General features: G+C 71.9%; 14 protein-coding genes. 3 read left to right on the top strand and 11 right to left on the bottom strand.

Annotated features, from left to right (window positions below):
* Positions 1 to 30 precede the first annotated feature (30 nt).
* Together ACFZBB_RS26790 and ACFZBB_RS26785 are read right to left on the bottom strand one after the other, a co-directional pair.
* Positions 31 to 1,401, bottom strand: a complete 1,371-nt coding sequence (locus tag ACFZBB_RS26790; protein ID WP_391127262.1) for a hypothetical protein — start codon at positions 1,399 to 1,401, stop codon at positions 31 to 33.
* Positions 1,402 to 1,496: 95 nt separating this feature from the next.
* Entirely contained in the window at positions 1,497 to 4,355 is a 2,859-nt protein-coding gene (locus tag ACFZBB_RS26785) for a hypothetical protein (RefSeq protein WP_391127259.1), read from the bottom strand.
* A 727-nt stretch (positions 4,356 to 5,082) separates the two neighbouring features.
* On the opposite strand from ACFZBB_RS26785, the gene ACFZBB_RS26780 reads away from it, so the two are divergent.
* Positions 5,083 to 5,829 (top strand): hypothetical protein, encoded by a 747-nt coding sequence (locus ACFZBB_RS26780; RefSeq protein WP_391127256.1) that lies wholly within the window; start codon positions 5,083 to 5,085, stop codon positions 5,827 to 5,829.
* Positions 5,830 to 5,848: 19 nt separating this feature from the next.
* On the opposite strand, the gene ACFZBB_RS26775 is transcribed toward ACFZBB_RS26780, so the two are convergent.
* Positions 5,849 to 6,433 (bottom strand): TetR family transcriptional regulator, encoded by a 585-nt coding sequence (locus ACFZBB_RS26775; protein WP_391127253.1) that lies wholly within the window; start codon positions 6,431 to 6,433, stop codon positions 5,849 to 5,851.
* 189 nt (positions 6,434 to 6,622) lie between these two features.
* Between ACFZBB_RS26775 and ACFZBB_RS26770 the strand changes: the two genes are divergently transcribed.
* A complete protein-coding gene (locus ACFZBB_RS26770; RefSeq protein WP_391127251.1) occupies positions 6,623 to 7,186 on the top strand; it encodes a hypothetical protein in 564 nt (187 codons plus the stop codon).
* Positions 7,187 to 7,265: 79 nt separating this feature from the next.
* Here the strand turns inward: ACFZBB_RS26770 and ACFZBB_RS26765 are convergent, their stop codons facing one another.
* The 6 genes from ACFZBB_RS26765 to ychF all read right to left on the bottom strand — a co-directional run bounded on the left by ACFZBB_RS26765 (position 7,266) and on the right by ychF (position 18,943).
* Positions 7,266 to 7,679 carry a hypothetical protein gene (locus tag ACFZBB_RS26765; protein ID WP_391127249.1) on the bottom strand — a complete coding sequence of 138 codons (414 nt, stop codon included), beginning with the start codon at positions 7,677 to 7,679 and terminating at the stop codon, positions 7,266 to 7,268.
* A 79-nt stretch (positions 7,680 to 7,758) separates the two neighbouring features.
* Complete coding sequence (locus tag ACFZBB_RS26760; RefSeq protein ID WP_391127246.1) at positions 7,759 to 8,817, bottom strand: hypothetical protein; 1,059 nt, start codon at positions 8,815 to 8,817, stop codon at positions 7,759 to 7,761.
* Positions 8,814 to 10,103, bottom strand: a complete 1,290-nt coding sequence (locus tag ACFZBB_RS26755; RefSeq protein WP_391127243.1) for a CHAT domain-containing protein — start codon at positions 10,101 to 10,103, stop codon at positions 8,814 to 8,816. Before ACFZBB_RS26755 ends, ACFZBB_RS26760 begins: the two co-directional genes overlap by 4 nt.
* A gap of 41 nt (positions 10,104 to 10,144) precedes the next feature.
* A complete protein-coding gene (locus ACFZBB_RS26750) occupies positions 10,145 to 15,700 on the bottom strand; it encodes a tetratricopeptide repeat protein (protein ID WP_391127240.1) in 5,556 nt (1,851 codons plus the stop codon).
* Positions 15,701 to 16,261: 561 nt separating this feature from the next.
* Complete coding sequence (locus tag ACFZBB_RS26745; protein WP_391127237.1) at positions 16,262 to 17,680, bottom strand: DUF234 domain-containing protein; 1,419 nt, start codon at positions 17,678 to 17,680, stop codon at positions 16,262 to 16,264.
* Positions 17,681 to 17,854: 174 nt separating this feature from the next.
* Complete coding sequence (gene ychF / locus ACFZBB_RS26740; protein WP_391127234.1) at positions 17,855 to 18,943, bottom strand: redox-regulated ATPase YchF; 1,089 nt, start codon at positions 18,941 to 18,943, stop codon at positions 17,855 to 17,857.
* A gap of 215 nt (positions 18,944 to 19,158) precedes the next feature.
* Between ychF and ACFZBB_RS26735 the strand changes: the two genes are divergently transcribed.
* Positions 19,159 to 19,722 carry a DUF6542 domain-containing protein gene (locus ACFZBB_RS26735; protein ID WP_391127231.1) on the top strand — a complete coding sequence of 188 codons (564 nt, stop codon included), beginning with the start codon at positions 19,159 to 19,161 and terminating at the stop codon, positions 19,720 to 19,722.
* Here ACFZBB_RS26735 and ppgK read toward each other — a convergent pair.
* Both ppgK and ACFZBB_RS26725 read right to left on the bottom strand, forming a co-directional pair.
* Positions 19,643 to 20,380, bottom strand: a complete 738-nt coding sequence (gene ppgK / locus ACFZBB_RS26730) for a polyphosphate--glucose phosphotransferase (protein ID WP_355347972.1) — start codon at positions 20,378 to 20,380, stop codon at positions 19,643 to 19,645. The two genes, ACFZBB_RS26735 and ppgK, sit on opposite strands and share 80 nt — an antisense overlap.
* A gap of 30 nt (positions 20,381 to 20,410) precedes the next feature.
* Positions 20,411 to 21,409 (bottom strand): 4-hydroxy-3-methylbut-2-enyl diphosphate reductase, encoded by a 999-nt coding sequence (locus ACFZBB_RS26725; RefSeq protein WP_391127228.1) that lies wholly within the window; start codon positions 21,407 to 21,409, stop codon positions 20,411 to 20,413.
* Between the last annotated feature and the right edge of the window lie 33 nt (positions 21,410 to 21,442).

Here is a 21,442-nt window from a genome sequence, read left to right as displayed (position 1 = left end):
GTGCGGCCGTCCCCTGCCCGTGGACGCCCGTCAGACGGTGAACCGCACCGCGTCGAGCCAGCGCGTCTCGTCCAGCGTGCCGCCGAAGATGTAGTTGTCGGCGGTCTGCGGGGTGTCGCAGGCCATGCTGCCCCACGGCCCGCCGCGGCTGTACGTGGTCTGGCAGACGGTGCCCGTGGCCCTGCCGACGCTGATGCCGAAGCCCGAGATGTTGGGCGCGTCCTGCTTGGCCGCGCCGAGGGTCAGATCGGCGCCGTCCTCCACGGTGGTCCACGACTTGTTCACCCACCCCTTCGCCTGGAAGTAGGCGTTGGCGGAGGTGCCCTTGGTGCCGGACACGGCGATCTGGATGGCCTTGATGCTCCGCGCGTCCACCTCGGAGCCCGCCACGGACCCGTCGCAGACGGCGGGTTGCCAGCCGAAGGTCGCCACGTAGACCCGGTAGCAGATGTGGCGGCCGGGTTCGCGCGCCGCGAGCCGAAGGACCGTGGCCGAGGCGGTCCTGTCGTCGCCGGGCATCTGCGGGCCGGGGCCGAGGTACGGGGTCGTCGCCTTCTTCGTGGGTGTCGCGGTCGGCCGGGCCGTCGGGCTCGGCGGCGCGGGCGGGCGCGGCGCCACGGCCTTGGTCCTGACCTTGGGTTTCGTCGTGGGCTTGGCGGTGGGCGACGCCGAGGACTTCTGGGGGAGGGGGATGTGCGGGACGGTCGCGGGCGGGTCGGTGATCCGCCCGGCGGTGCTGGCCGCCGTCGTCAGATGGTCGTTCTTGTGCCCGGAGCCGCTGGTCGCCCAGGCCACCAGGGGCACCGCGAGGATGACCACGCCGACCAGGCCGACGGCGGCGAGCAGCGGCTTGCGGGACGGGCCGGAGGGCGGTCCCTCGGCCGGGAGGGCGGCTCCGGGGCCGGTCTCGCGGGTGAGTTCGCGGGTGGCCTTCGCGTCGGGGGTCTCGGCGGGTGTTTCGCCCGCTTCGGTGGTGGGGGCCGAGGCGGCGGCCGATGCGGTGGCCGGCGCCGCGGTCGGGGCGGAGGCCGAGGCAGAGGTCGGGGTCGGGGTCGGGGTCGGGGTCTCCTCGGCCGATCCCTTTCCGGGAAGCGTCGGCTCCTCGGACGTACCGCCCGCCTCCGCCGTACCGCCCGCCGCGGGCTCAGGCCGCGCGGCGGCGGCCGTCACCGGGGCGGACGACGTGCCCGGGCGCGACGAGGTGTCGGGGGCCGAGGGCGCCGCCGCACCGGTGGACCGCGGCGCCGCGGGCGTCAGCGCCTCGCCCGGATCGGCCGCCACGGGACCCAGCGTGACCGCCCGGCGCACGGACGAACCGCCCCTGGAGGCAGCCGAGTTCGCGCCTCCTTCGGTGGCGCGGGGCGTTCCGTCGGGGTCGGGTCGGGTCTGACGGCTGCTCATGGTTCTCCTTCGGCCTGGTGGTCAGTCGGTCGTGCGGCGCGGTGTCCTGCCCTGCGTGTCGGCGGGCGCGCGGCCCGGATGTGCGGTGCGGGCGGCTACCCGCTGCCGCCCACGGGCCCGACACAGCGCCCGGGCCAGCTCCGGCCCTCCTCGGTGGGCGGACCACCGGCGAGCGCGTCCTTCAGTTCGGTGAGCGCGGTGAGGTCCCGTGGGCTCAACTCCCGTGCTCCGTCCATGTACGTGGTCGCGTGCGCGGGCAGTTCCCGCAGCAGTACGACCGAGGTCCCGGCGGGTGCGGTCCACGTCCCCAGCACGCGGAATCCGGTGCCCGGCGCGAAGACGATCTCACCGTCCGCCGCCGCCAGATCACCCACCTCGCGGCCGGTCGTCGACCAGATCGCGTAGCGCACGGCGGTCTCGCCCTCCGCCGGAATCCGGGCCAACGCCCCTACCGGCGACGGGTCCTGGAGCAGCGCGCCCACCCGCGGCTCGGCACCGCCCACCGCGCCGCCGCGCAGGGCCACGCCCCGGTACGACGGCAGCCGCCGCAGCCCGGACGCCACACACCCTGCGTACGCCTGCGACCGCGCCTCCCCCGCCCGCAGGCCCCGCACCAACTCCCGGTGACACAAGGGCCCTTCATTTGCCGTCAGATACGCGCGCACCGCGACCAGATCGAGCCGCGCCGCCTCCCGCTCGTCCCCGCGCGGCCCGAGCTTCCGCTCCAACAGCTCGTCCACGGTGGCGGCGTGACCCTCCCAGCCGTCCCCCACCAGCTCGCGGAACGCCGCCCGTTGCGCGGCGGTGCTGACATGTCCGGGCAGCACGAGGCGGGGCGCCTCCCGCTTGACGGCCAACGGTGCCGGTGGCTCGGGCTGTTCGGGCTGTTCCGGCTGTTCCGGCTGTTCCGGCCGTTCCGGCTGTTCCGGCTGAGCGACGGGTACGGGGGCGGGGTCGGTGTGGGAGTCGGGGGCGGGGTCAGGCTCGGGGTCGGGGTCGGGGCCGGGTGAGACGACGAGTGCGCGAACGAGTGCGGAGCCCCGCAGGGGTGCGGTGATCGCGGGTGCCGACCGCGTCGGACCGTGTCCCCGGCTGTTCGTGCGGGGGCCGGGGGCGACCGTACGGCCCGCCTCGTCCGTACCGTCGGGCCGTTCACCGCCCCGCTCCCCCGGAGCACCCGGCGCGGAACGGTCGCGCGCGGCGACATCCGTCTCCGTCGTCGGCGTGCGGACGAGCGCTCCGTCGGTGCCGCTGTCCCCGGCCGGGGACGCGCTGTCGGTGGGCACGCTCGCGGCGGCCGGACGGCGTGCGGGCTCCGTACCCTGCGCCGGAGCCAGTGCCGTACCGGTCAACTCCCTGACAGCGGGCGGTCGTTCACGAGGAGCGTCGGGCGGTACGGCCACGGGCGCGTGTGGGCGCGGGGACGCTGCCGGTGCCGGGCGGTCCGGTCCTGGGCGGTCCTGGCTCGGGCGAGGCGGGCTCGGGCGGGGCGGGGTCTGCCAGGAGGGCGGGGTCGGGCGGGCGGCGGTGACGTAGCGGATGCCGCGTACGCCGTGCTCCGCCGCCAGGCGGCGCAGTTCGGCCTCCCCGCTGGTGAGCCGCCCTCGCACGAGGAGGGTGGTCCTGGAGCGGGCCGTGGCACCGAGGCCGGTGAGCAGGCGGGACAGCGCGGTGAGCAGGGAGGCGTCCAACCGCTGTCCGGGCGCGCCGAGTTCGATGGCGCAGGTCTCGGGGTCGACGGCGGGTCCCACGAGCGGGGGGCGGGGCGTGCCCTGGGCCCACAGGGCGAGGCCGGAGCGCGTCACTGTCGCCTGCCAGCCGTCCGTGAGCCGTACGGTGCCCGGTTCTGTGCCGCCGGGGAGCCAGTCGGGCGGGAGGCTGCCGAGCAGCCGGGGCAGGGGCGTTCTGCCCTGCGCGTCGGTCGGGAGGCACGCGACGGCGGTGACGTACGGCTGCCAACTCGGTTCGCCGTCGCGGCCGATCAGGGTCGGGCGGGGTACGGCGCCGGGCGGCGCGTGGTCGGCGAGCAGCGGCAGGCCCGTCAGGACGTCGACCCGGCTGTCCAGCGTGTCGGCGACCGTGTGGGCCAGGCGCAGCAGGTCGGCCTGTCCGCCGGGTGCGAGGCATACGCGGGCGCGGTGTTCCGCCGGGAGCGCGGCCAGGACGGTGGCGACCTCGTCGGCGGCGACGTCCTCCGCGTGCGGGGCGCCGACCAGCACGACGGCGTGCGCGGAGTCGAGCGGCACCGCGAAGCACAGGTCGTCGGGGCGCGGCCCGGGCGCGTCGGCGGGGCGGATCACCAGGCCCGCCGGTATCTGTTCGACCACGCAGCCGCCCGATGTCCGCGTGGGCACGCGGCCCACGGCCTCCTGCCAGGCCGGTGCGGGCGCGCGGGGGCCCAGTTTCCGGGGCGCCTCACCGGGCGCGAAACGCCACCAGCCGCCCTCGGGACGGTCGTCGCCCCGGACGAAGAGGCTGCCGCCGGGCGTGATGAGGACGACGCCGTCCGGCGCGAACACCTCGAAGCCCCAACCGTCGGCGATCCTGCGGGCGGTGCTGGGGCGACCGGGCCGGTCGTCGCCCGCGCCGGACAGGACGAGGCGGACGCGGCGGGTGCCCTGCGCGCGCAGCGAGTCCAGGAGGGTGACCAGGCGCGGCCAGTGACCGCCGCCCTTGCCCTGCCCCGCGCCCTCCGAGCCGACCATGACGGTGACGATGTCCGCCTCGGCGCCGAAGGTGTGGGCCACTTCGGCCAGGACGGCCATCGGGAAGGAGTCGTCGTCCACCGAGCGGACCAGGAGGACGCCGTCGATGTCCTCGACGAGGGGGGCGGGGACGGACTCCGCCGCACCGGCGCCGCGGCTCGTACCGGCCGTGGCGCTCGTACGGGTCGCGCCGCCCGTACCGCTCGCGCCGCCGCCCTTGCGGGACAGGCGGGAGGCCCAACGGCTCATGCCCCGCCCTCCCCGTGGTCCCCGTACCGTGCCGTCGTGCGCGACGGCGACCGCGGCCGTCCCGCGCCCTGCTGGCTCATCACTGTCCTCGTTCGGTGAGTGCTTCCCGGCCGGTCACGCGAGCCTGCGTGGACCGGCGGGCCTCCGCGGACCGGGCGGATGCGTCCTCACCTCGCCCCACGAGAGATCGGCCCGCGCGGTGTCAGCGCGGGAGCGACCGGACAACGATGTCCGTCACCTCGCGCCGTACCGGACGCGTACCGCTCGCGGACGTGTGGGAGACGCCCCACCACCTGCCCTCCCCTGCCCAATCCCGGCCGACCGGAACGGCGTTGCTCGGCGGCCGGTGTACTGCCTATCCCTGTGGAGCGATAATTGGCCCTATTGGTTGGGTCATTCAGGCGTCCAGATATATCAGACCCCAATGGCACCACGGTGTCGGACCGGCCAACGCCTCGTGGCCGCCCACCGTATGACCCGGCCGGGAGCACGGCGGCCGACCGCGATCGACGGCCCGGCCGGTCTTCCGGCCCTTCTCCCGCCTACCCCTCCGGACGCTCAGCACGGGGCCCGACCGTGCTCAGATGGTGACCAACCCATGCTCAGCCACAGGGAATTGGGGATCGCCGTCAGTAACATCGCGTCCCGTCCCCCGTCTCCCGCACCCGAGTGCCGTCCCCGGCTCCCGTGATCGTCCACAGGAGAGGTCCGTGTCAGCGGCATTGCCATGCCTATTGACCTGTTTGGCGAGAAGTTAATTCGCTCCGTCCCGGCCGAGGAGCAGTTCACGTATCCCGTGAGCGTCGTTCTCTCGCTCCACCGCGAGCGGACCTCGGCCCTGCTGCGCGCCCTGCGCACCCACCACGTACTGCCCGCGCTGTGCCACCCCTGGGGTTCGGAATCCGCCTACCGCACGCTGCTGCGCAGGGCCGGGACCCCCCTCACCGTGCTGGACGTCCCGAGCCCGCGCGGGACCGGCGATCTGGGCCAGCGCGTCCACGCCCTCAGCCACCTCTCGTCCGTGGTGGTGCTGGTGCCCGACCGTACGGACTCCGCTGACCTGCTGCTGGCCGGCGCCGCCAACGTCATCCCGCGCGACACGGACCCCCGTGAACTGGCCGGCCGGATCCTCGCCGAACGGCGGTGGCTCGACACCAGGTCATCGCCCCGCCGGCCGCCGCCGGCCGCACCGCGCCACGGATCGCCGCGCCCCCAACGCGGCACCCAGCAGGTCCTGTTCGACATCCTCCGCACCACCGCGCGCCCCTGGTGCTGCCACGACCTGTGCCTCCTGCTCGGCGCGGCCGACGAGCCGATGACCCGCCGCGCCTTGCAGGCCCGGATCGTACGGCTCAACGAGCGCTTGGCGCCTGACGGCATATCAGTCGACTGCGCCTCCCAGTGGGGCCGCACCACCTTCAGGGGCCTCACCGCCGAACCGCCGAGGGAGGAAGCCCCGTTGAGGCCCGCGTGAGGCCCTGACGTGGCGGGTCTCAGGCGGTACGCGCCGCCAGGATGCCTTCGACGCCTTGAAGGAAGGTCTCGGAGATGAGTTCCGGGTCGAAGAGGCAACCCGCGGCCATCGCTCCGTCGCGGAGCATGACGAGGTGGCGGCCGGCCGCGTCGGCGGGGTCGTAGCCGACCTGGGCCAGCAGGTCCGTGACGGTGTCCAGAAACCACTGGCGGTGGGCCAGCACGGCCTGGTGGATGGGGTGGGCGGGGTCGGGGTACTCGGCCACCGCGTTGAGGAAGGCGCAGCCGCGGAAGCCCGGGGACCGGATGCCCTCGGTGATGGACCGGGCGACGGCCCGTACCTGGTCGGCCGCCGATCCGGCGCCCGCGAGGGCGGTCTCGGCCTGTGCGCGCAGCCCCCGGTCGGCCTGGTCGAGATAGGCGAGGACGAGTTCTTCCTTGCCCGAGAAGTGCCGGTACAACGTGGCGCGGGTGACCTGCGCCTCCGCGATGACGCGGTCGACGCCGACGGAGTGGATGCCCTCCGCGTAGAAGATCCTCGTCGCCGTGCCGAGCAGCCTGGCCCGCGCTTCGGACGTGCTGCCGCCTGCTGTGCCCCGACTCATGGGTCCGAGCGTACCAAAGCGATGAGGGAGAACGTTCGGTCTTGACAGCGGTCACGGCGGGCCTTTAGATAACCATGAGACCGAACGTTCTCCCTCATGGGTGGGTGCGCCCTCGTCGCCGCCGCCCCACGCCCACTTCCCTCACCGCTCCACTCGCCGTTTCCCGCGCCCTTACCGGAAGGCACCCCCATGGACACTCTCGTCGGCACCGCAGCCCCCACCAGCGTCCCCGTGACCCTGCGGAAGCTGTACCTCGTACGGTTCGCCTTCGCCGCCGTCTGGGCCGCGCTGCTGTTCGCGAGCGGCGACTCACTGAACCCGCTGAGCGGCGCGCTACTGGTGGTCTATCCGCTGTTCGACGTGGCCTGCGCCGTCGTGGACGCCCGCTCGGTCAACGCGAACGCGGGACCGGTCCGCGGCCTCTACCTGAACATGGCGCTCAGCACCCTCACCGGCGTCGGTCTCGCGATCGCCGCCGCCTCCGGCATCCCCGCGGTCCTACGCGTCTGGGGCGCCTGGGCCGTCACCGCGGGCCTCGTCCAGCTCGTCGTCGGCGCCGCCCGCCGCCGCATGGGCGGCCAGTGGCCGATGATCGCCAGCGGCGGCATCTCCGTCCTCGCCGGGGCGTCCTTCGTGGCCCAGGCGGGCAAGGACGATCCCTCCCTGCGCAATCTCGCGGGTTACGCCTTCCTCGGCGGGGTCTTCTTCCTCGTCTCCGCGCTGCGCCTCAAGCGCGCGGGCTCTCCCGCCTGAACGCCCCTGGCTGGGCTGCGCGTTGGCGTTCCTGCGCGTTTTCCTGACGACGCGTCGTCGTGGCTACGCGTCGTCGTGGCTACGCGTCGTCGTGCCGTGCGGCCAGGATCCCGATCAGGCGCGCCCGTTCGGCCTCGGTCGCGCCCGGCAGCGTGATGCGGTCCCCGCCGACCTCCAACACAACCGTCGTGTCCGGCCGTTGCCGCGCCAGCCAGCCGCTGACCGCCGTGATCAACGTCGTCAGCACTCCCCCCGACGCCGCCAGCGTGATCACCAGCGCCGCCCACGAATGCGCGTCCCCCTTCGCCCCCTCCGGCGCCGCCTCGCCCCGCGGGCGCACCTCCCGGACCCCGTCCTCGTCCCCCGCCAGGAGCTCCGCCCTCAACCCCCGCGCGGCCCGCTCCACTTCCACGGCGTCCGCCCCGTCCCCCGGCACCACCCGCACCACCACTTCGACGCCCACGCTCTCCCCCAACTCCCTCGACTCACTCACCACCCCGACCCCGCCATTCTCCCCACCCGCCCACCCCTCCGCCGCCCGACCCGCCCCATCCCCCAGCCCACCGGCCGAGTCACCGCGAGTGCGCGGCGAGCGAAAGCAGCAGATGAGAGGACTCCGGATGCTGGAAGTCCGAGTGCGCCCCGGCGGGCGACAGCCGGGTCCCCCAACCACCCCGGTAGAGCCATCCCGCGTCCACGTTCACGATGCGGTGGTCGAGATCGTCCAGCCGGTACGCGGTGCGCGTCGTCCGCAGCCGGATCGAGGACTGCGGTACGGGCGTCCTGCCGACGCCCGAGTGGCCGATCCCCGACGCCCCTTCCGCCCGCAGATGCCAGAAGCCCGTCGCCCGGTCCCAGCGGGAGTGGGTGAGGACCAGCGGACCGCGCAAGGGCGCGCCCGCCCGGCCGGGGGCGGGGAACAGTGAGGTGAAGGAGTCGGTGAACGCGTCGCGCGGCGCGGCCATCTGGAAGATCAGCATGCTGTCGACGGTGAAGGGCCGTCGCGGATCGGCGGCGGCGCTCCAGCCGAGCACGCTTGGCCGCGCGGGCCGTTCCGTCGCCCATTGCACGGCCTCGCACAGGAACCGGCCGCCCAACGAGTGCCCGACGAGATGCAGGTACTGCCCGTACCGGTTGGCCATCACCGCGGGGTCCGCGGGGTCGGCCCTGTGCGTGTCGAGGTAACCGAGGAGGTGGGAGAGCACATACGGCGCGTGGCCCGTCCCGGCCGCGCTCATGGCGTGCGCCCGGTCCCGGACCGCCAGGAATCCGCCGAGCGAGATACGACTGGACGAGGGCCAGCGCACGACGACGACCCAGGGCCGATAGCCGTCTCCGAGCCCGGGGTACATCCGTCCGCGCGCCGCCCGCAGAGTGATCGCCTGCCGTACGAGGGCCGCCGCGGACCGCGACGCCGCCTCGGGAGCCGTCTGCCACCCGTGCGCGTACACGTAGATATCGGTGGCGCGCTCCGGGATGCGCACGTTCTGGGCCAGGTATTCGCCGACGCGGTTGGTCGGCACGGGCGTACTGGTGCCGGGGACGAGGAGCCTGCCGCGGTCGTCGAGGTCGATCGCCCGTACGGCGACATCGGGGCCCGCGCCCCGGCCGCGCTTCTTCGTCCGTATCACGCCGCTTTCCTCAGGCTGCTGTCGATGCCGCAGTGCAGCGAGTAGACGAGGGCCAGCGGGTTGTGGAACTCGGTGGCGAAACGACGGACCAGGGCCAACGCGATTTCGCCCGCGGTGTGTTCGCCGGTCAGATAGAGCTCGAGGAAGGCGTACGCGTACTCGGTGGCGAAGAGCTGCGGCACTTCGATCTGGGGTCCCAGCACGCCGATCGCGCCCATGCCCACGAACGCCTTGCCGAGGTGCTCCAGTTCCGTACTGCCCGCCGCCTGCCCGGTGTGGCAGGCGTTGAGCAGGATGAACGGCGTGAAGCGCCCCTCGCCCCGCTCGTAGCGCCGCCGTTTGTGCCTCAGCAAGGACGCGTCGATGTCGGCCTGGTCGGACAGCCTGACCACGAGATGGGGCTGGGACGAACCGTTGGCCACGAAGTGCCCGTGGCACCAGAAATAGATGACCTCGTCGTCCAGCACGGGCGAACCGAGATCCCGCAGGAAGTCGTCGGACCGGGTGCACACGGTGAGTTCGGTCTGCTCGTCGAGCAGCTTGTGGACCTCGCGTGCCCGGCCGACGGATTCCAGCAGGGTGTCGGTGTTGATCCGGGTGACGGGCCGTGGGCCCTTCCGCTGCCACTCGTTCTGCGGTGCCACGTGATTCTCGCCGGTCTGCTCGACCTGGTGCCGGTGGCCGAGGAACGCGTTCCACGAGCCGTCGCTCTCCAGCTCGGGATCGGTGGCCATCATCGTCCACGGCAGATGGACGTCGGAGTGGAACGTGACGCGCAGGGACTCGGCGCCGCCGAGCTTCCCGAGCAGGAAGTCCCGAACCGCGGTCAGTTCGTGGCCGGGTCCGTCGAGCAGGTCCACGAGGAGTTCGTGGCCCTCCCCGACCAGGAACCGGGTGAGTTCTTCGGCAACTTGGGTGAGCTGGGAGAGGTCGGCCTCCTCCGTCAGGGGAAAGCTGCCGAGCGGGGCCGTCTCCTCGTCGGGCGACTCGTAGTTGATCAACCGGTCGCGCCACAACGAGCGCAGTCGGGCACCCGCGTTGACCGCCCCGGTGGCGCTGGTCGACAGGCGTGCCGAATGGATGCCCGCGTTGGGCGTCCGCTCCTTCGGCGCGAGGACGGTGATGTGCAACTCGTCGGACCGCTCGCGGTGGAGCGAGACCACGAGGTCCAGTGGTGTCGCCGCGGGCGCGCCCTGCCGCTGCTCACCGGCACGCGGCGGTAGCACGGAATAGTGCCACGACGGATCGTCCAGTACGTCGACATCGGCGTCTTGAGGGAATGGCATCGGTCTCTTCCTGCTGTACCTGTACCTGTGGAGCGGCGTCTCTACGAAGCGTCCGGAACGTCGAAGCTCGCCTCGACCTCCTGGAGTACGACCCCGTATTCGCGGTCGTACACGGTGAATCGGATGCGGTGCACTCCGGGCTCCACCGCCGTGAAGTCGAAACGCGGGGGTTCGGATCCCGGTGAGTACTCCGCCGTCGCGGGACTGACGTATGCCTGCGTCTTGGCGGAGAGCACGAGGAGCAGGGTCGGCGGGCTCGGCGCGAGACCCTCGGTCGCCGCGGCCTCGCCCGAATCGTGCTCGCCCGCATCGCGCTCGTCCGCCTCGGCCTCGGTGTCCGGGCCGCCCGTGCGCTCCAGGCGCCATTCGATGGAAGCCGTCCGGCCTACGCGCGGCTCGGTGAGGATTCTGACCCTCGGCACCCAGTCGCGGCTGGCGCGGGCGAAGCGGCGGCGGAGCACGGCCAGTCCGGGATGCTCACGTCCGAGCACCTTCTCCCACGCGCGGAGGATGTCGGCGAATTCGCTTCTCGGTACCTCGTCGCCGCGATGGACCCGGGCGAGGGCCAATTCGCCGCGGGTTTCCAGGGTGGCCGGGTGGTGGGGCCCGAACACCTCCTCGCGACCGGCGCGGACGCCTTCCAGCAGTTCGACGGCGGCGGCCCAGTCGCCCGACTCGCCAAGGGCCCGGGCCACGTTCTCGGCCAGTGCGGGATATCCGTCGCGCGGCCGGTGCGCCGCGGTGACCACGGTGGTGACGAAGTCACCGCGTTCGTCCGACGACCGGTGGGCGCGGCCCAGCGCCCTGACGCTCTCGGGGTGCCCAGGTATCCACAGGCGTGCCCGGTCCGCGAAGAGCTTCTCGTACGCGGCCACCGCCCGCTCGGGCTCGCCCGCCTGGAGGAGCGCGTAGGCCAGGTCGGCGCGGGAGTTGAGCACCAGCGGATGGTCGGGGCCCACCCTGCGAAGGCGTTCTTCCACCAGGCGCTCACAGGTCTCGACGGCCCGGTCGGGCAGACCGGTCTCCGTGTGAACGAGCGCGAGTCTGCTCAGGGCACGCAGCGTGGCCCGGTGGGACGGCCCTTGGACGCGGCGGAAGTCCTCGGCGATGGCGGCCAGTTGACGGATCGCCTCGGCCACGTCGCCGTTGTCGCGGTGGGCGAAGGCGAGATCCGTCCGGCATCCGAGGACGCTCTCGTGGTCGGGGCCGTTGATTTCGGTGAGGGTCCTGATCAACTCCCCCAGTTCGGACATCACTTCCTCGTACCGGCCTAACAGCCGGTCCACCCGGGCGAGGCTCCGCCGGTTGTCGAGGACGTCCTGGTGCCGCTCGCCCTGCACGGCGACCCGGTCGGCGATCAGCCGGCGCAGGTGCTCCGCGGATATCGCGTACTCCCCCGCATCCCGGTACACGAAGGCGATCCGCTCGCGGACGCCGAACGTACCGACGTGGCCGTTGCCGTACAGCCGCGTGCGGTCCGCCACCAGCGCTTCCAGCACCCGGATCGCCTGGTGGTGAGCCCCCGCGTCCCACAGGGCTCCGGACAAGTGGTAGCGCATGCCGAGGACTTCGGAGTGGTCGGGGCCGAGGACGCGCTGATAGTCCATCAGCAGCGCTCTGACGTCGACGATCGCACGGCGGTAGTCGAGCGCCGCCTGGTGGTCGTACGCGAGGTGCTTGCGCGCGAGGAGCGTGGCGTGGTGGTCGGGGCCCTGGATGCGTGTGCGGTCCTCGACCAGTCGGGTGTCCCACTCCACGGCCGACCGGTGTTCGGCTGACCAGAGCAGGACACGCGCCATGTCCTCACGGGCCTCGAGGGTGTCGACGTGCTCCGCGCCCTGAAGCCGCGTCCGGTCCGCCAGCAGGCTTTCGCACTGCTCCTTCGCCTGCTCGTAGTTCTGCGCGAACAGGTGGGTGAAGGCCCACCACATACGGGCGTTGAGGGTCTCGCCGTGGTCGGGTCCCTGGACGCGGAGGCGAGCGGCCACCGCGTCCTCGTAACAGGCCAGGGACCTGGAGTAGTCCTCGGCGATCCGGAGCGTCGAGGCCACGTCCTCCCTGGCGGCCAGTGTCCCCAGGTGGTCGGGCCCCTGGACGCGTATCCGGTCGGCGAGCAGGGCCTCCAAATCGGCGAGGGCCCTTCTGAGGTCGCCCGCGTCGCGACGGACGACGGCGAGGCTCCTGCGCGCGTCCAGCACCTCGGGGTCGTCGACGCCGTCGGCCTGCGTACGTATGCGGATCGACTGTTCGTAGAGCTCGATCGCCCGCGGGTGGTAGCCGGCGGCGCGGCAGGACTCGGCCAGATTCTCACGGGTGCCAAGGACTGACGGGTGCTGCTCGCCCTGGACGCGTATCCGGTCGGCGAGCAGGGCCTCGAAGGCGGGGATCGCCCGCTCGTGGTCGCCGAGGAACTTGCGGGTGAGGGCCAGACCTTCGCCGGCCCGGAGGGTGTCGACGTGGTCCGGTCCCAGGACGCGGGTGCGTGCGGCCGTCAGTTCCTCGAAGACCGTGGTCGCCTGTGCCCAGTCCCCCGCCGCCCACAGCGCGTAGCCGAGCGAGGCCCGCGCGGACAGTGCCTTGGGGTGGTCGGCCGGTCGGAGCCGAGTCCACGTCTCGACCAACTCCGTGGCCAGGCGCACCGCTTCGGTGTGGTCCTTCGCCGCTCTGCGGCTGTCGCGCAGGGCTTCTTTGGCGCTGAGGGCATCGGGGTGGTCGGGGCCGAGCGTGCGGGCCTGTTCCTCGGCAAGCGCCTCGAAGTCCGCGGCGGCACCCGCGTAGTCCCGTGCCGCGCTGCGGGCGAAGCCGAGCGAGGTTCGGGACAGAAGGACATCGCGGTGATGTGCTCCGAGAACCGCTGTCTCGTCGGCGACCAACTGCTCGTACGCGGCTACGGCTTGGCGGTGATCCCCTGAAAGGCTGTGCAGATAGGCGAGGTTCGCGCGGCTGGCGAAGGAGTTGGGGTGGTGCGGCCCGAGCACCCGCTTGTGGTCGGCCACCAGCGCGGTGCCGGTCTCGACGGCGGTGCGGAAGTCACCGACATCGCAGTACGCACGCGACAGCCAGAGCCGGGTGAGCAGGGTCGCGAGGTGGTCCCCGCTCCTGATCCGGGTCTCGTCCGCGACGAGCCGTTCCAGATCCCGGACCGCCTGCCGGCTGTCCCCCGCCAGGTTCCTGGTGTTCGCCAGCGACCTTCGGGCCTGGAGCGTCCGCGTATGGTTCTCGCCCCTGACCCGGGCGAACTTCTCGACGAGTTCCCTGTAGAGCTCCACGGCCCTCGGGTAGTCGCGCGCCGTCGAGTGGACGTAGGCGAGGTCGTCCACCGCTTCGAGGGCGTCGGGGTGGTCGGGCCCCAGCACTCTGACGCAGTCGGTCACCAACTTCTCGGCGTCCGCCTTCGCCGCGTGCGCCCCGTGCGCCTCGACCAGCGCGTACAGCAGGTCGCTGCGGCTCTGCAGCGTGTCGGGGTGGTCCGCGCCCTGCGTGGCGGCCCGGTCGCCGGCCACCTCCGTCCACAGTTCGAGCGCCTTGACGTCGTCGCCCGCCGCCGCGTAGGCGTCGGCCAGCCACCCTCTGCTGGTCAGCGTGTCCGGGTGGTGGATGCCGAGGACGCGCCGACGGTCGGCGACCGCTTGGGCGTACGTCGTCAGCGCGGTGTCGTGGTGGCCCGCCTGGAGGTGGGCGTACGCGAGGTTGTTGCGGCTGGCGAGGGTATCCGGGTGGCTGTCGCCGAGGACCCGGGTGCGGTCCCTGACCACGGCCTCGAAGTCGCGGACCGCCTCGGTGTACAGACCGGCGCGCTGGCGCGCGTAGGCGAGGGCGTTACGGCTCGACAGCGTGGCGGGGGCGTCCTCCCCGAGCTCTTCGGTCCGCTGGAGGGTGACCACGGCGTACTCCTCGACCGCGCGCAGCGTGTCGCCCGCCTTGCGATAGGCGTACGCCAGTCCGTCGCGCGAGGCCAACGTGGCTGCGTGGAGCGGCCCTTGCCGCCGTGACCGCGCCTCCCACACCTCTCGGCGCAGCCGTACGCCCTCCTCGGGGTCGCCGACCTTGCTGTGGGTCACCGCCAAGTCGTCTTTGCTGTCAAGCGTTTCGGCCGCCTCGGCGCCCAGCAGGCGGGTCTGGCCGTCGACCACGGCCGTCAGCAGCGGCAGCGCGAGGACGCGGTGCTCGCGTGCGACGAGGAGATGTGCGGCGCGGTGGTAGAGGGCGATGACCTCCAGGGTCGGTTCGTCCGAGGGTTCAGTGGACGCGAGGGCCTGGATGTGGGGGAGGTTGGCAGCCCAGAGGCGGCTGTCGTCTTCTTGAACTGGGGTGGGGAGGTCTTGCGGGGCTTCGGTCGCGGCTTCGATTCGGGCCGCTTCGATTCGGGCGGCTTCGGCGATGCTCCGGGCCAGGACGTGCTTCGCGCGGGCGCGGTGAACGGCGCCGTCGGATTCGGCGCGCAGCATCGTACGCAGCAGGCGGTGCACGGTGATGGTGCCGTCCCCCGGGGTCACCAGAGCGTAGGCGGAGAGCACGTTCAGCGCTTCGCGTACGTCGTGTCCTTCGTCTTCGAGCGACCGCAGCATGTCGGTGGACAGCGGCTCCGGCCCGTACCAGGCCAGCAGTTTCAGCAGGTCGACCGCGAACTCCCGCTTGCGGCGGATCGCGGGGAGGCTCATCCGCCAGATCCGGCGGATGATGTCGGCCGCGGGCTCGTCCACGGCGCCCGCTTCCCACAGGGCATCGGGCGTCTGTCCGAGCCGCGTGCGGTACTCCGCGAACCCCAGCCCGGTCTGATGCAGATACGCCCCCACCTGCGCGAGGGCCAGCGGCAGCCGTCCCAGGTCGGCGGCGAGCAGCCGCGCCTGGTTCCGTTCCGCGGTGCCCGCGCCGCCGTACGGAAGAGCGCCCTGGCAGAGCAGTTCGGCCGCCGAGTCCGGGTCGAGGACGTCGAGGCGGATCGCCCGCGCCGCGGAGTGCCACCCGGAGGCCCTGCGGGTGGTGACCAGTTGATGCCCGTGCCCGAGCAGGCGGCTGATCCGGGGGTTGAGGTCCACGGGGTTCTCGGCGTTGTCGTAGACGACCAGCCAGCGGTCACGGTGGTGGCACAGCCACCTCAGCGCCCACTCGGTACGGACCTTGGGCTCGGCGGTCAGCGCCCACGACGGGTGCAGGAATCCGGCCAAGTCCCCGAAGGCCGCGTCGATCTGCTCCTCGGTCTCGGCCGACACCCACCAGATCACCCGGTAGTCCGCGCCGGAGCTCCTGGCGTAGTCCAGCGCAAGCGACGTCTTGCCGACACCTCCGAGCGCGCGCAGTGTGTCCGCCTGACAGACGACGCCGACGCCTTCGGTCAACGCCCTTTGTATCGCGGCGAGTTCGCGACCGCGTCCGACCAACTCGCGTATCGCTGTGCGGGGAAGGTTGGTCAGCGGCTTCTCGGGAAGCACGCGGACGATGGCGTCCTGTGCCTCCTGCGGAACCACGGTGGCGCGCTGCTCCGTATGCGGATTGCCCCCTTGGTGATCGGCCTGGGAGGCACTCCCGCCCTCGAAGCCGCCCTGGCCTCTGCCCCGCAGGGCAGGCCACGCGCCGATCTCCCCGACCATGTCCATCTCAGCGGGTACGCCTGAACTCTAACCAGGACGTTAACCAGGCTTCCGACACCGAACCCACCACGTTTCCCCCCTGCGCCCCAAGGTCGTGCCCCGTGAGCTGATACAGCCTCAACTGTACGGTTTCGCAAGGGCCGTTGTCAGGCGAGCGGTCAGGATCAGACCAAGGGACCTGACCGGCTCCCACCGGACTCAGCCCGGTGCCGGGGACACGTATTTCCCGTGCGGGGACGCCGATGCCTTCACGCTCATCGCCGTGCTGCCCTTCTGGCGAGATCTGCCCGCCGGCTTCCCGATCGGCGAGCCTGGTCGGAAGAGACGGAGGCACATCGGCCGGGTGAGGTGGTCGAGGATCCGGCGCAGCCACGGGCTGCGGACGGCAGGCAGCCGGACGAGGGTGAGCGCCACACGCCGAACGGCAAGGGCACGCGGGGGGGGAGGCGTCCGGGCTCCGGGTCACCCCCGTCTGCGGGTGGGTGGGGACGAAGAGGATGTCGGCGGCGGAGGACGCCAGCGGTTCGCGCGCTCACGAACTCCCTCGCCTGTCTGCGGATCCGCCGCTCACAGCGGCCAAGCGGCCAGCAGATCACCGGGGCCGTAGGTCGCGTCGAGGCCCGGGGATTCGACGCCGCTGCGCGAGACCGCCACGACGGGAACGGGTTCGTCGGTGAGGGCGGCCCGGTGTCGATGGAGAGCCGCGAGGTCGTGCCGGTCGAAGGGTGAACGTTCCAGCCACTTGATGGAGCCGAGGAAGAGCAGTTCCTTGGCAACGGGGGCGCGGTCCGCACCGATGAGGTCGATCTCGACGTCATTGGTGCGGGTCCAGTAGCCGCCGACCGCGGGGGCCGCGGGGAGCTGATCGTCGGGCAGTATCCGGGCGAGCGCCTCGCGGATGAGCGGCTCGACGGCGCGGCCTCGCCAGCTGGTCCAGCTCTCCCGGATGCGCGCCAAGGTCAGATCCCCCCTCCCCCGCTCGATCTCCTCCATGGAGGGGCCGAGCAGGTGCAGCCAAAACCGCAGGTAGGGATCTGCCACCCGGTAGCGGCGATCCTTCGACGGACGCAGCGATACGGGCAGTTCCGCGGCGACGATCCGCTTGTCCGTGAGCAGCTCCAACGCTCGTTGCAGCGGTGTGGCCCCGATTCCGCCGGCCGCACGAGCGATGTTGGTGAAGGTCCGCTCCCCACTGCCGACAGCCGCCAGCACCGTACGCGCCTGAGCCTGTGGCGGAAATTCCGCGGCCAGCGAACGTTCGGCCGACACCAGCAGGGCCGAGACCGGGTCGCTCAGCGCCTCACCGAGGAAGTCCCACAGCCCCGCACCCCGCGGCCACTCCGCGCAGATCAGCGGCAGCCCGCCGGTGACCAGGGCGGCGTCGAAGGCCTCAGCCGGTTCCAGCCCCAGCATCCGCCCCACCTCGGCGGGGTTCAGCGGTCCCAGCACCATCTCCCGGCCACGCTGATGGAACGGGCGTCCATAGCTGTTCAGCGCCTCCATCATCGACAGATCGGAACCGATGAGGACCAGCAGCACCGGCTTGCCCTCCAGTACCCGGTCCCAGGCCCGTTGCAGCATCCCCTCAAAGGCGCCATCGGCGTCCATCAGGTACGGCACCTCGTCGATGATCAGCACGCTCGCCCGGTCGACGGGCAGCGCCGCGGCCAGCACGTCGAACGCGGCGTCCCAGCTCTCCGGCCGTGCGGCGGCCACCAGCCCCGCCAACGGCAGCGTCGACGCCTGGGCGTCCCGGGCCAGCCGTGCCAGATCGTCCCGGGGGGACGCGCCGGTCGCCGCGTAGAACAGGAACGGAGCTCCGGAGCGCTCCGCGAACCGCTCGACCAATCGCGACTTGCCCACCCGGCGCCGCCCACGCAGCATCACGCACCGACCGGGCCGCTCCCCGCCAATCCCTGCCGCCACCTTCTGGAGCTCTCGCTCCAGCGTCGCGAGCTCCTGCCGACGGCCCACAAAATCCACCACGCCCGTCGACCTCCACGCATGACACTAACAACAATGTTACTAACATAGAGGTTAGCGTATGGCGTGCCCCGGGCCATCCCAGCGCGGGAAAAACGCAGAGGCCCGGCCCCGAAGGGCCGGACCCCTGCTGATGCGCGTGGCGGGCGGAGCGGCGGTGTGGTGCCGGGTCGCGCGCTATACGTTGAAGCGGAATTCGACCACGTCGCCGTCCTGCATCACGTAGTCCTTGCCCTCCATGCGGGCTTTGCCCTTGGCGCGGGCTTCGGCCACGGAGCCGGTGGAGACGAGGTCGGCGAAGGAGATGACCTCGGCTTTGATGAAGCCCTTTTGGAAGTCGGTGTGGATGACGCCGGCGGCCTCGGGGGCGGTGGCGCCGCGCTTGATGGTCCAGGCGCGGGATTCCTTGGGGCCGGCGGTGAGGTAGGTCTGGAGGCCGAGGGTCTCGAAGCCGACGCGGGCGAGGGTGGCGAGGCCGGGCTCCTCCTGGCCGACGGACTGGAGGAGTTCGAGGGCTTCGGCGTCGTCGAGCTCGACGAGGTCGGACTCGAGCTTGGCGTCGAGGAAGATCGCCTCGGCGGGGGCCACGAGGGCGCGCTGCTCGTTCTTGAAGTCCTCGTCGGCCAGCTCGTCCTCGTCGACGTTGAAGACGTAGAGGAACGGCTTTGTGGTGAGCAGGTGCAGCTCGTGGAGGAGGGTGCCCTGCTCGGTGCCCTTGGTGATGCCGCGCGAGAAGAGGGTGTCACCTGCGGCCAGGATCTCCTGGGCGGCCTCGGCGGCGGCGAGGACCGCGGCCTTCTCCTTCTGGAGGCGGGCCTCCTTGGTGAGGCGCGGGATCGCCTTCTCGACGGACTGGAGGTCGGCGAGGATCAGCTCGGTGTTGATCGTCTCGATGTCGTCCTTGGGCGAGACGCGGCCGTCGACGTGCACCACGTTGTCGTCCTTGAAGGCCCGGATGACCTGGCAGATCGCGTCGGACTCGCGGATGTTCGCGAGGAATTTGTTGCCCAGGCCCTCGCCCTCGGAGGCGCCGCGGACGATGCCCGCGATGTCCACGAAGTCGACGGTCGCGGGCAGCACCCGCGCCGACCCGAAGATCTCCGCGAGCGTGCCGAGGCGGGCGTCGGGGACACCCACGACTCCGACGTTCGGCTCGATCGTGGCGAACGGGTAGTTGGCCGCCAGCACGTCGTTCTTGGTCAGGGCGTTGAAGAGCGTCGACTTGCCGACATTCGGCAGACCGACGATTCCGATGGAGAGCGACACGTGGAGACTTCCCGGAGCGGTGGGCTGGTGGGTGTTCGGACGGCCACCAGTCTACGGGCCGCCGCCGTACCGCCCGGCCGCTCGTCGAACACCGGCCCGAGGACGTACGCACACCGCCCCGAGGACGTGCGCGCCAAAAGCCCCGCACCGCCCCGGAGGGGCAAAGCGCGTGTCCCGCCGTGCGATCACCCGACTGCCGTGCCTACTGTAAGTATGTGGACCAACACAGTGCGCGTTCAGGTGCCGCTCCGGGACCCGGCGGAGAGGCCACAGTCGGGGTGTACCGCGCCCCGCACCCCCGGCAGGCCGTCATGGCCACCGCGGTACGGCAGACCGTCCACCGGCTGCGTACCGCCCAGCGGCCCAGGCCACGGCTGACCGGCCTCGGCACCGGGCTGCTGACCACCGCCGTGACGGTCGCGGGCGGCGGGATCGACGTCCTGCTCTTCGACGGCCCCGGCGTCTTCTTCGGCCTGGTCTTCGTCGCGGTGTGCGTGGCGGCGGCGGTGTACGTACGCCCGTACGACCTGGTGGCGGCCCCGGTGGCGGCGCCGATCGCCTTCGCCGTGGGCATCGCGCTGACCGCCGACAGCGGGGGCGGTGGCCTGGCCGGTCATCTGCTCGGCATCTTCACCGGGCTGGCGCTGATGACCGGCTGGCTCTACGCCGGGACGGTGCTGGCCGCCGCGATCGTCGGGATCAGAGCTTTGCGGCTGCCATCGCGGCGCCGACGATCCCCGCGTTGTTCTGCAGTTCAGCGGGAACGATCTCGGCGCTGATCCCCTTCACCAGGGGCAGGAACTTCTCCGACTTGCGGCTGACGCCGCCGCCGATCACGAACAGGTCGGGCGAGAAGAGCATCTCCACGTGCGCCAGGTACTTCTGGAGCCGGTGCGCCCAGTGCTCCCAGCTCAGATCCTCGTCCTCGCGGGCCTTGACCGACGCCTTCTTCTCCGCGTCGTGCCCGTGCAGCTCCAGGTGGCCCAGTTCCGTGTTGGGCACCAGATTGCCGTCCACGAACAGGGCGCTGCCGATGCCGGTGCCCAGCGTCAGCATGATGACCGTGCCGCCCCGGCCGCGGCCCGCGCCGAACGTCATCTCCGCGACACCCGCCGCGTCCGCGTCGTTGAGCACCACCACGGGCAGGCCGAGGCGGTCGCCGAGCATGCCGCGCGCGTCCAGGCCGACCCATCCGCCGTCCACGTTGGCCGCCGTACGGGTGGTGCCGTCCACCACCACCCCGGGGAAGGTCACGCCGACCGGGCCCGACCAGCCGAAGTGCTCGATGACCTGGTGCACCCCGTCGATCACCGACTCCGGAGTCGCGGGCTGAGGGGTGTCGATCTTGTAGCGATCGTCCGACAGGGCGCCCTGGTCCAGATCGACCGGAGCGCCCTTGATTCCCGTACCACCGATGTCCACACCGAACATATTCATGGCCCCCAGGTTAGAGGTGACGGGAAAAAGTCACCTCTTGGCGGATTCCCCGGCGGCGGCCTCGGCACGCAGATCGCGGCGCAGTTCCTTGGGCAGCGAGAACTGGATGGACTCCTCGGCGGAGGTCACCACCTGCACATCGGCGTAGCCGCGCTCGGCCAGCCAGTCCAGGACGCCGTCGACCAGGATCTCCGGGACGGACGCGCCGGAGGTGACGCCGACGGTGGTGACGCCGTCCAGCCACGCCTCGTCGCACTCCTCGGCGAAGTCGACCAGGTACGAGGCGCCGGCGCCGGACTGGAGGGCGACCTCGACCAGCCGGATGGAGTTGGAGGAGTTGCGGGAGCCGACCACGATCAGCAGGTCGGCGTCGGCGGCGATCTGCTTGACCGCGACCTGGCGGTTCTGGGTGGCGTAGCAGATGTCGTCGCTGGGCGGCGAGAGCAGGTTGGGGAAGCGCTCCTTGAGCGCGTCCACGGTTTCCATCGTCTCGTCCACCGACAGGGTGGTCTGGGAGAGCCAGACGACCTTGGACTCGTCGCGGACCTTGACCTTGGCGGCGTCGGCGGGGCCGTCGACCAGGTGCATGTGGTCGGGCGCCTCGCCCATCGTGCCGACGACCTCTTCGTGGCCGTCGTGGCCGATCAGCAGGATGTCGTAGTCGTCCTTGGAGTAGCGGACGGCTTCCTTGTGGACCTTGGTCACCAGCGGGCAGGTCGCGTCGATCGAGGCGAGGCTGCGCTGGGCGGCCTCCTCGTGGACGACGGGGGCCACGCCGTGCGCGGAGAAGATCACGATGGCGTTCTCGGGCACCTCGTCGGTCTCGTCGACGAAGATCGCGCCCTTCTTCTCCAGCGTCTGGACCACGTATTTGTTGTGCACGATCTGCTTGCGCACATAGACCGGGGCGCCGTACTGCTCCAGCGCCTTCTCGACGGTGATCACGGCCCGGTCCACGCCCGCGCAGTACCCCCGGGGGGCGGCGAGGAGGACGCGGCGGGGGCTCGTAGCGGCAGTCATGGGGTCCATCGTACGGGGGCGCTGATCGCATGCGCGGGGGCG

Origin of the sequence: Streptomyces sp. NPDC008139, assembly GCF_042957025.1 — a bacterium.
Taxonomy (GTDB): domain Bacteria; phylum Actinomycetota; class Actinomycetes; order Streptomycetales; family Streptomycetaceae; genus Actinacidiphila.
The sequence above is the reverse complement of the archived record's forward strand: the minus strand, read 5'-3'. Positions and strand labels throughout refer to the sequence as shown.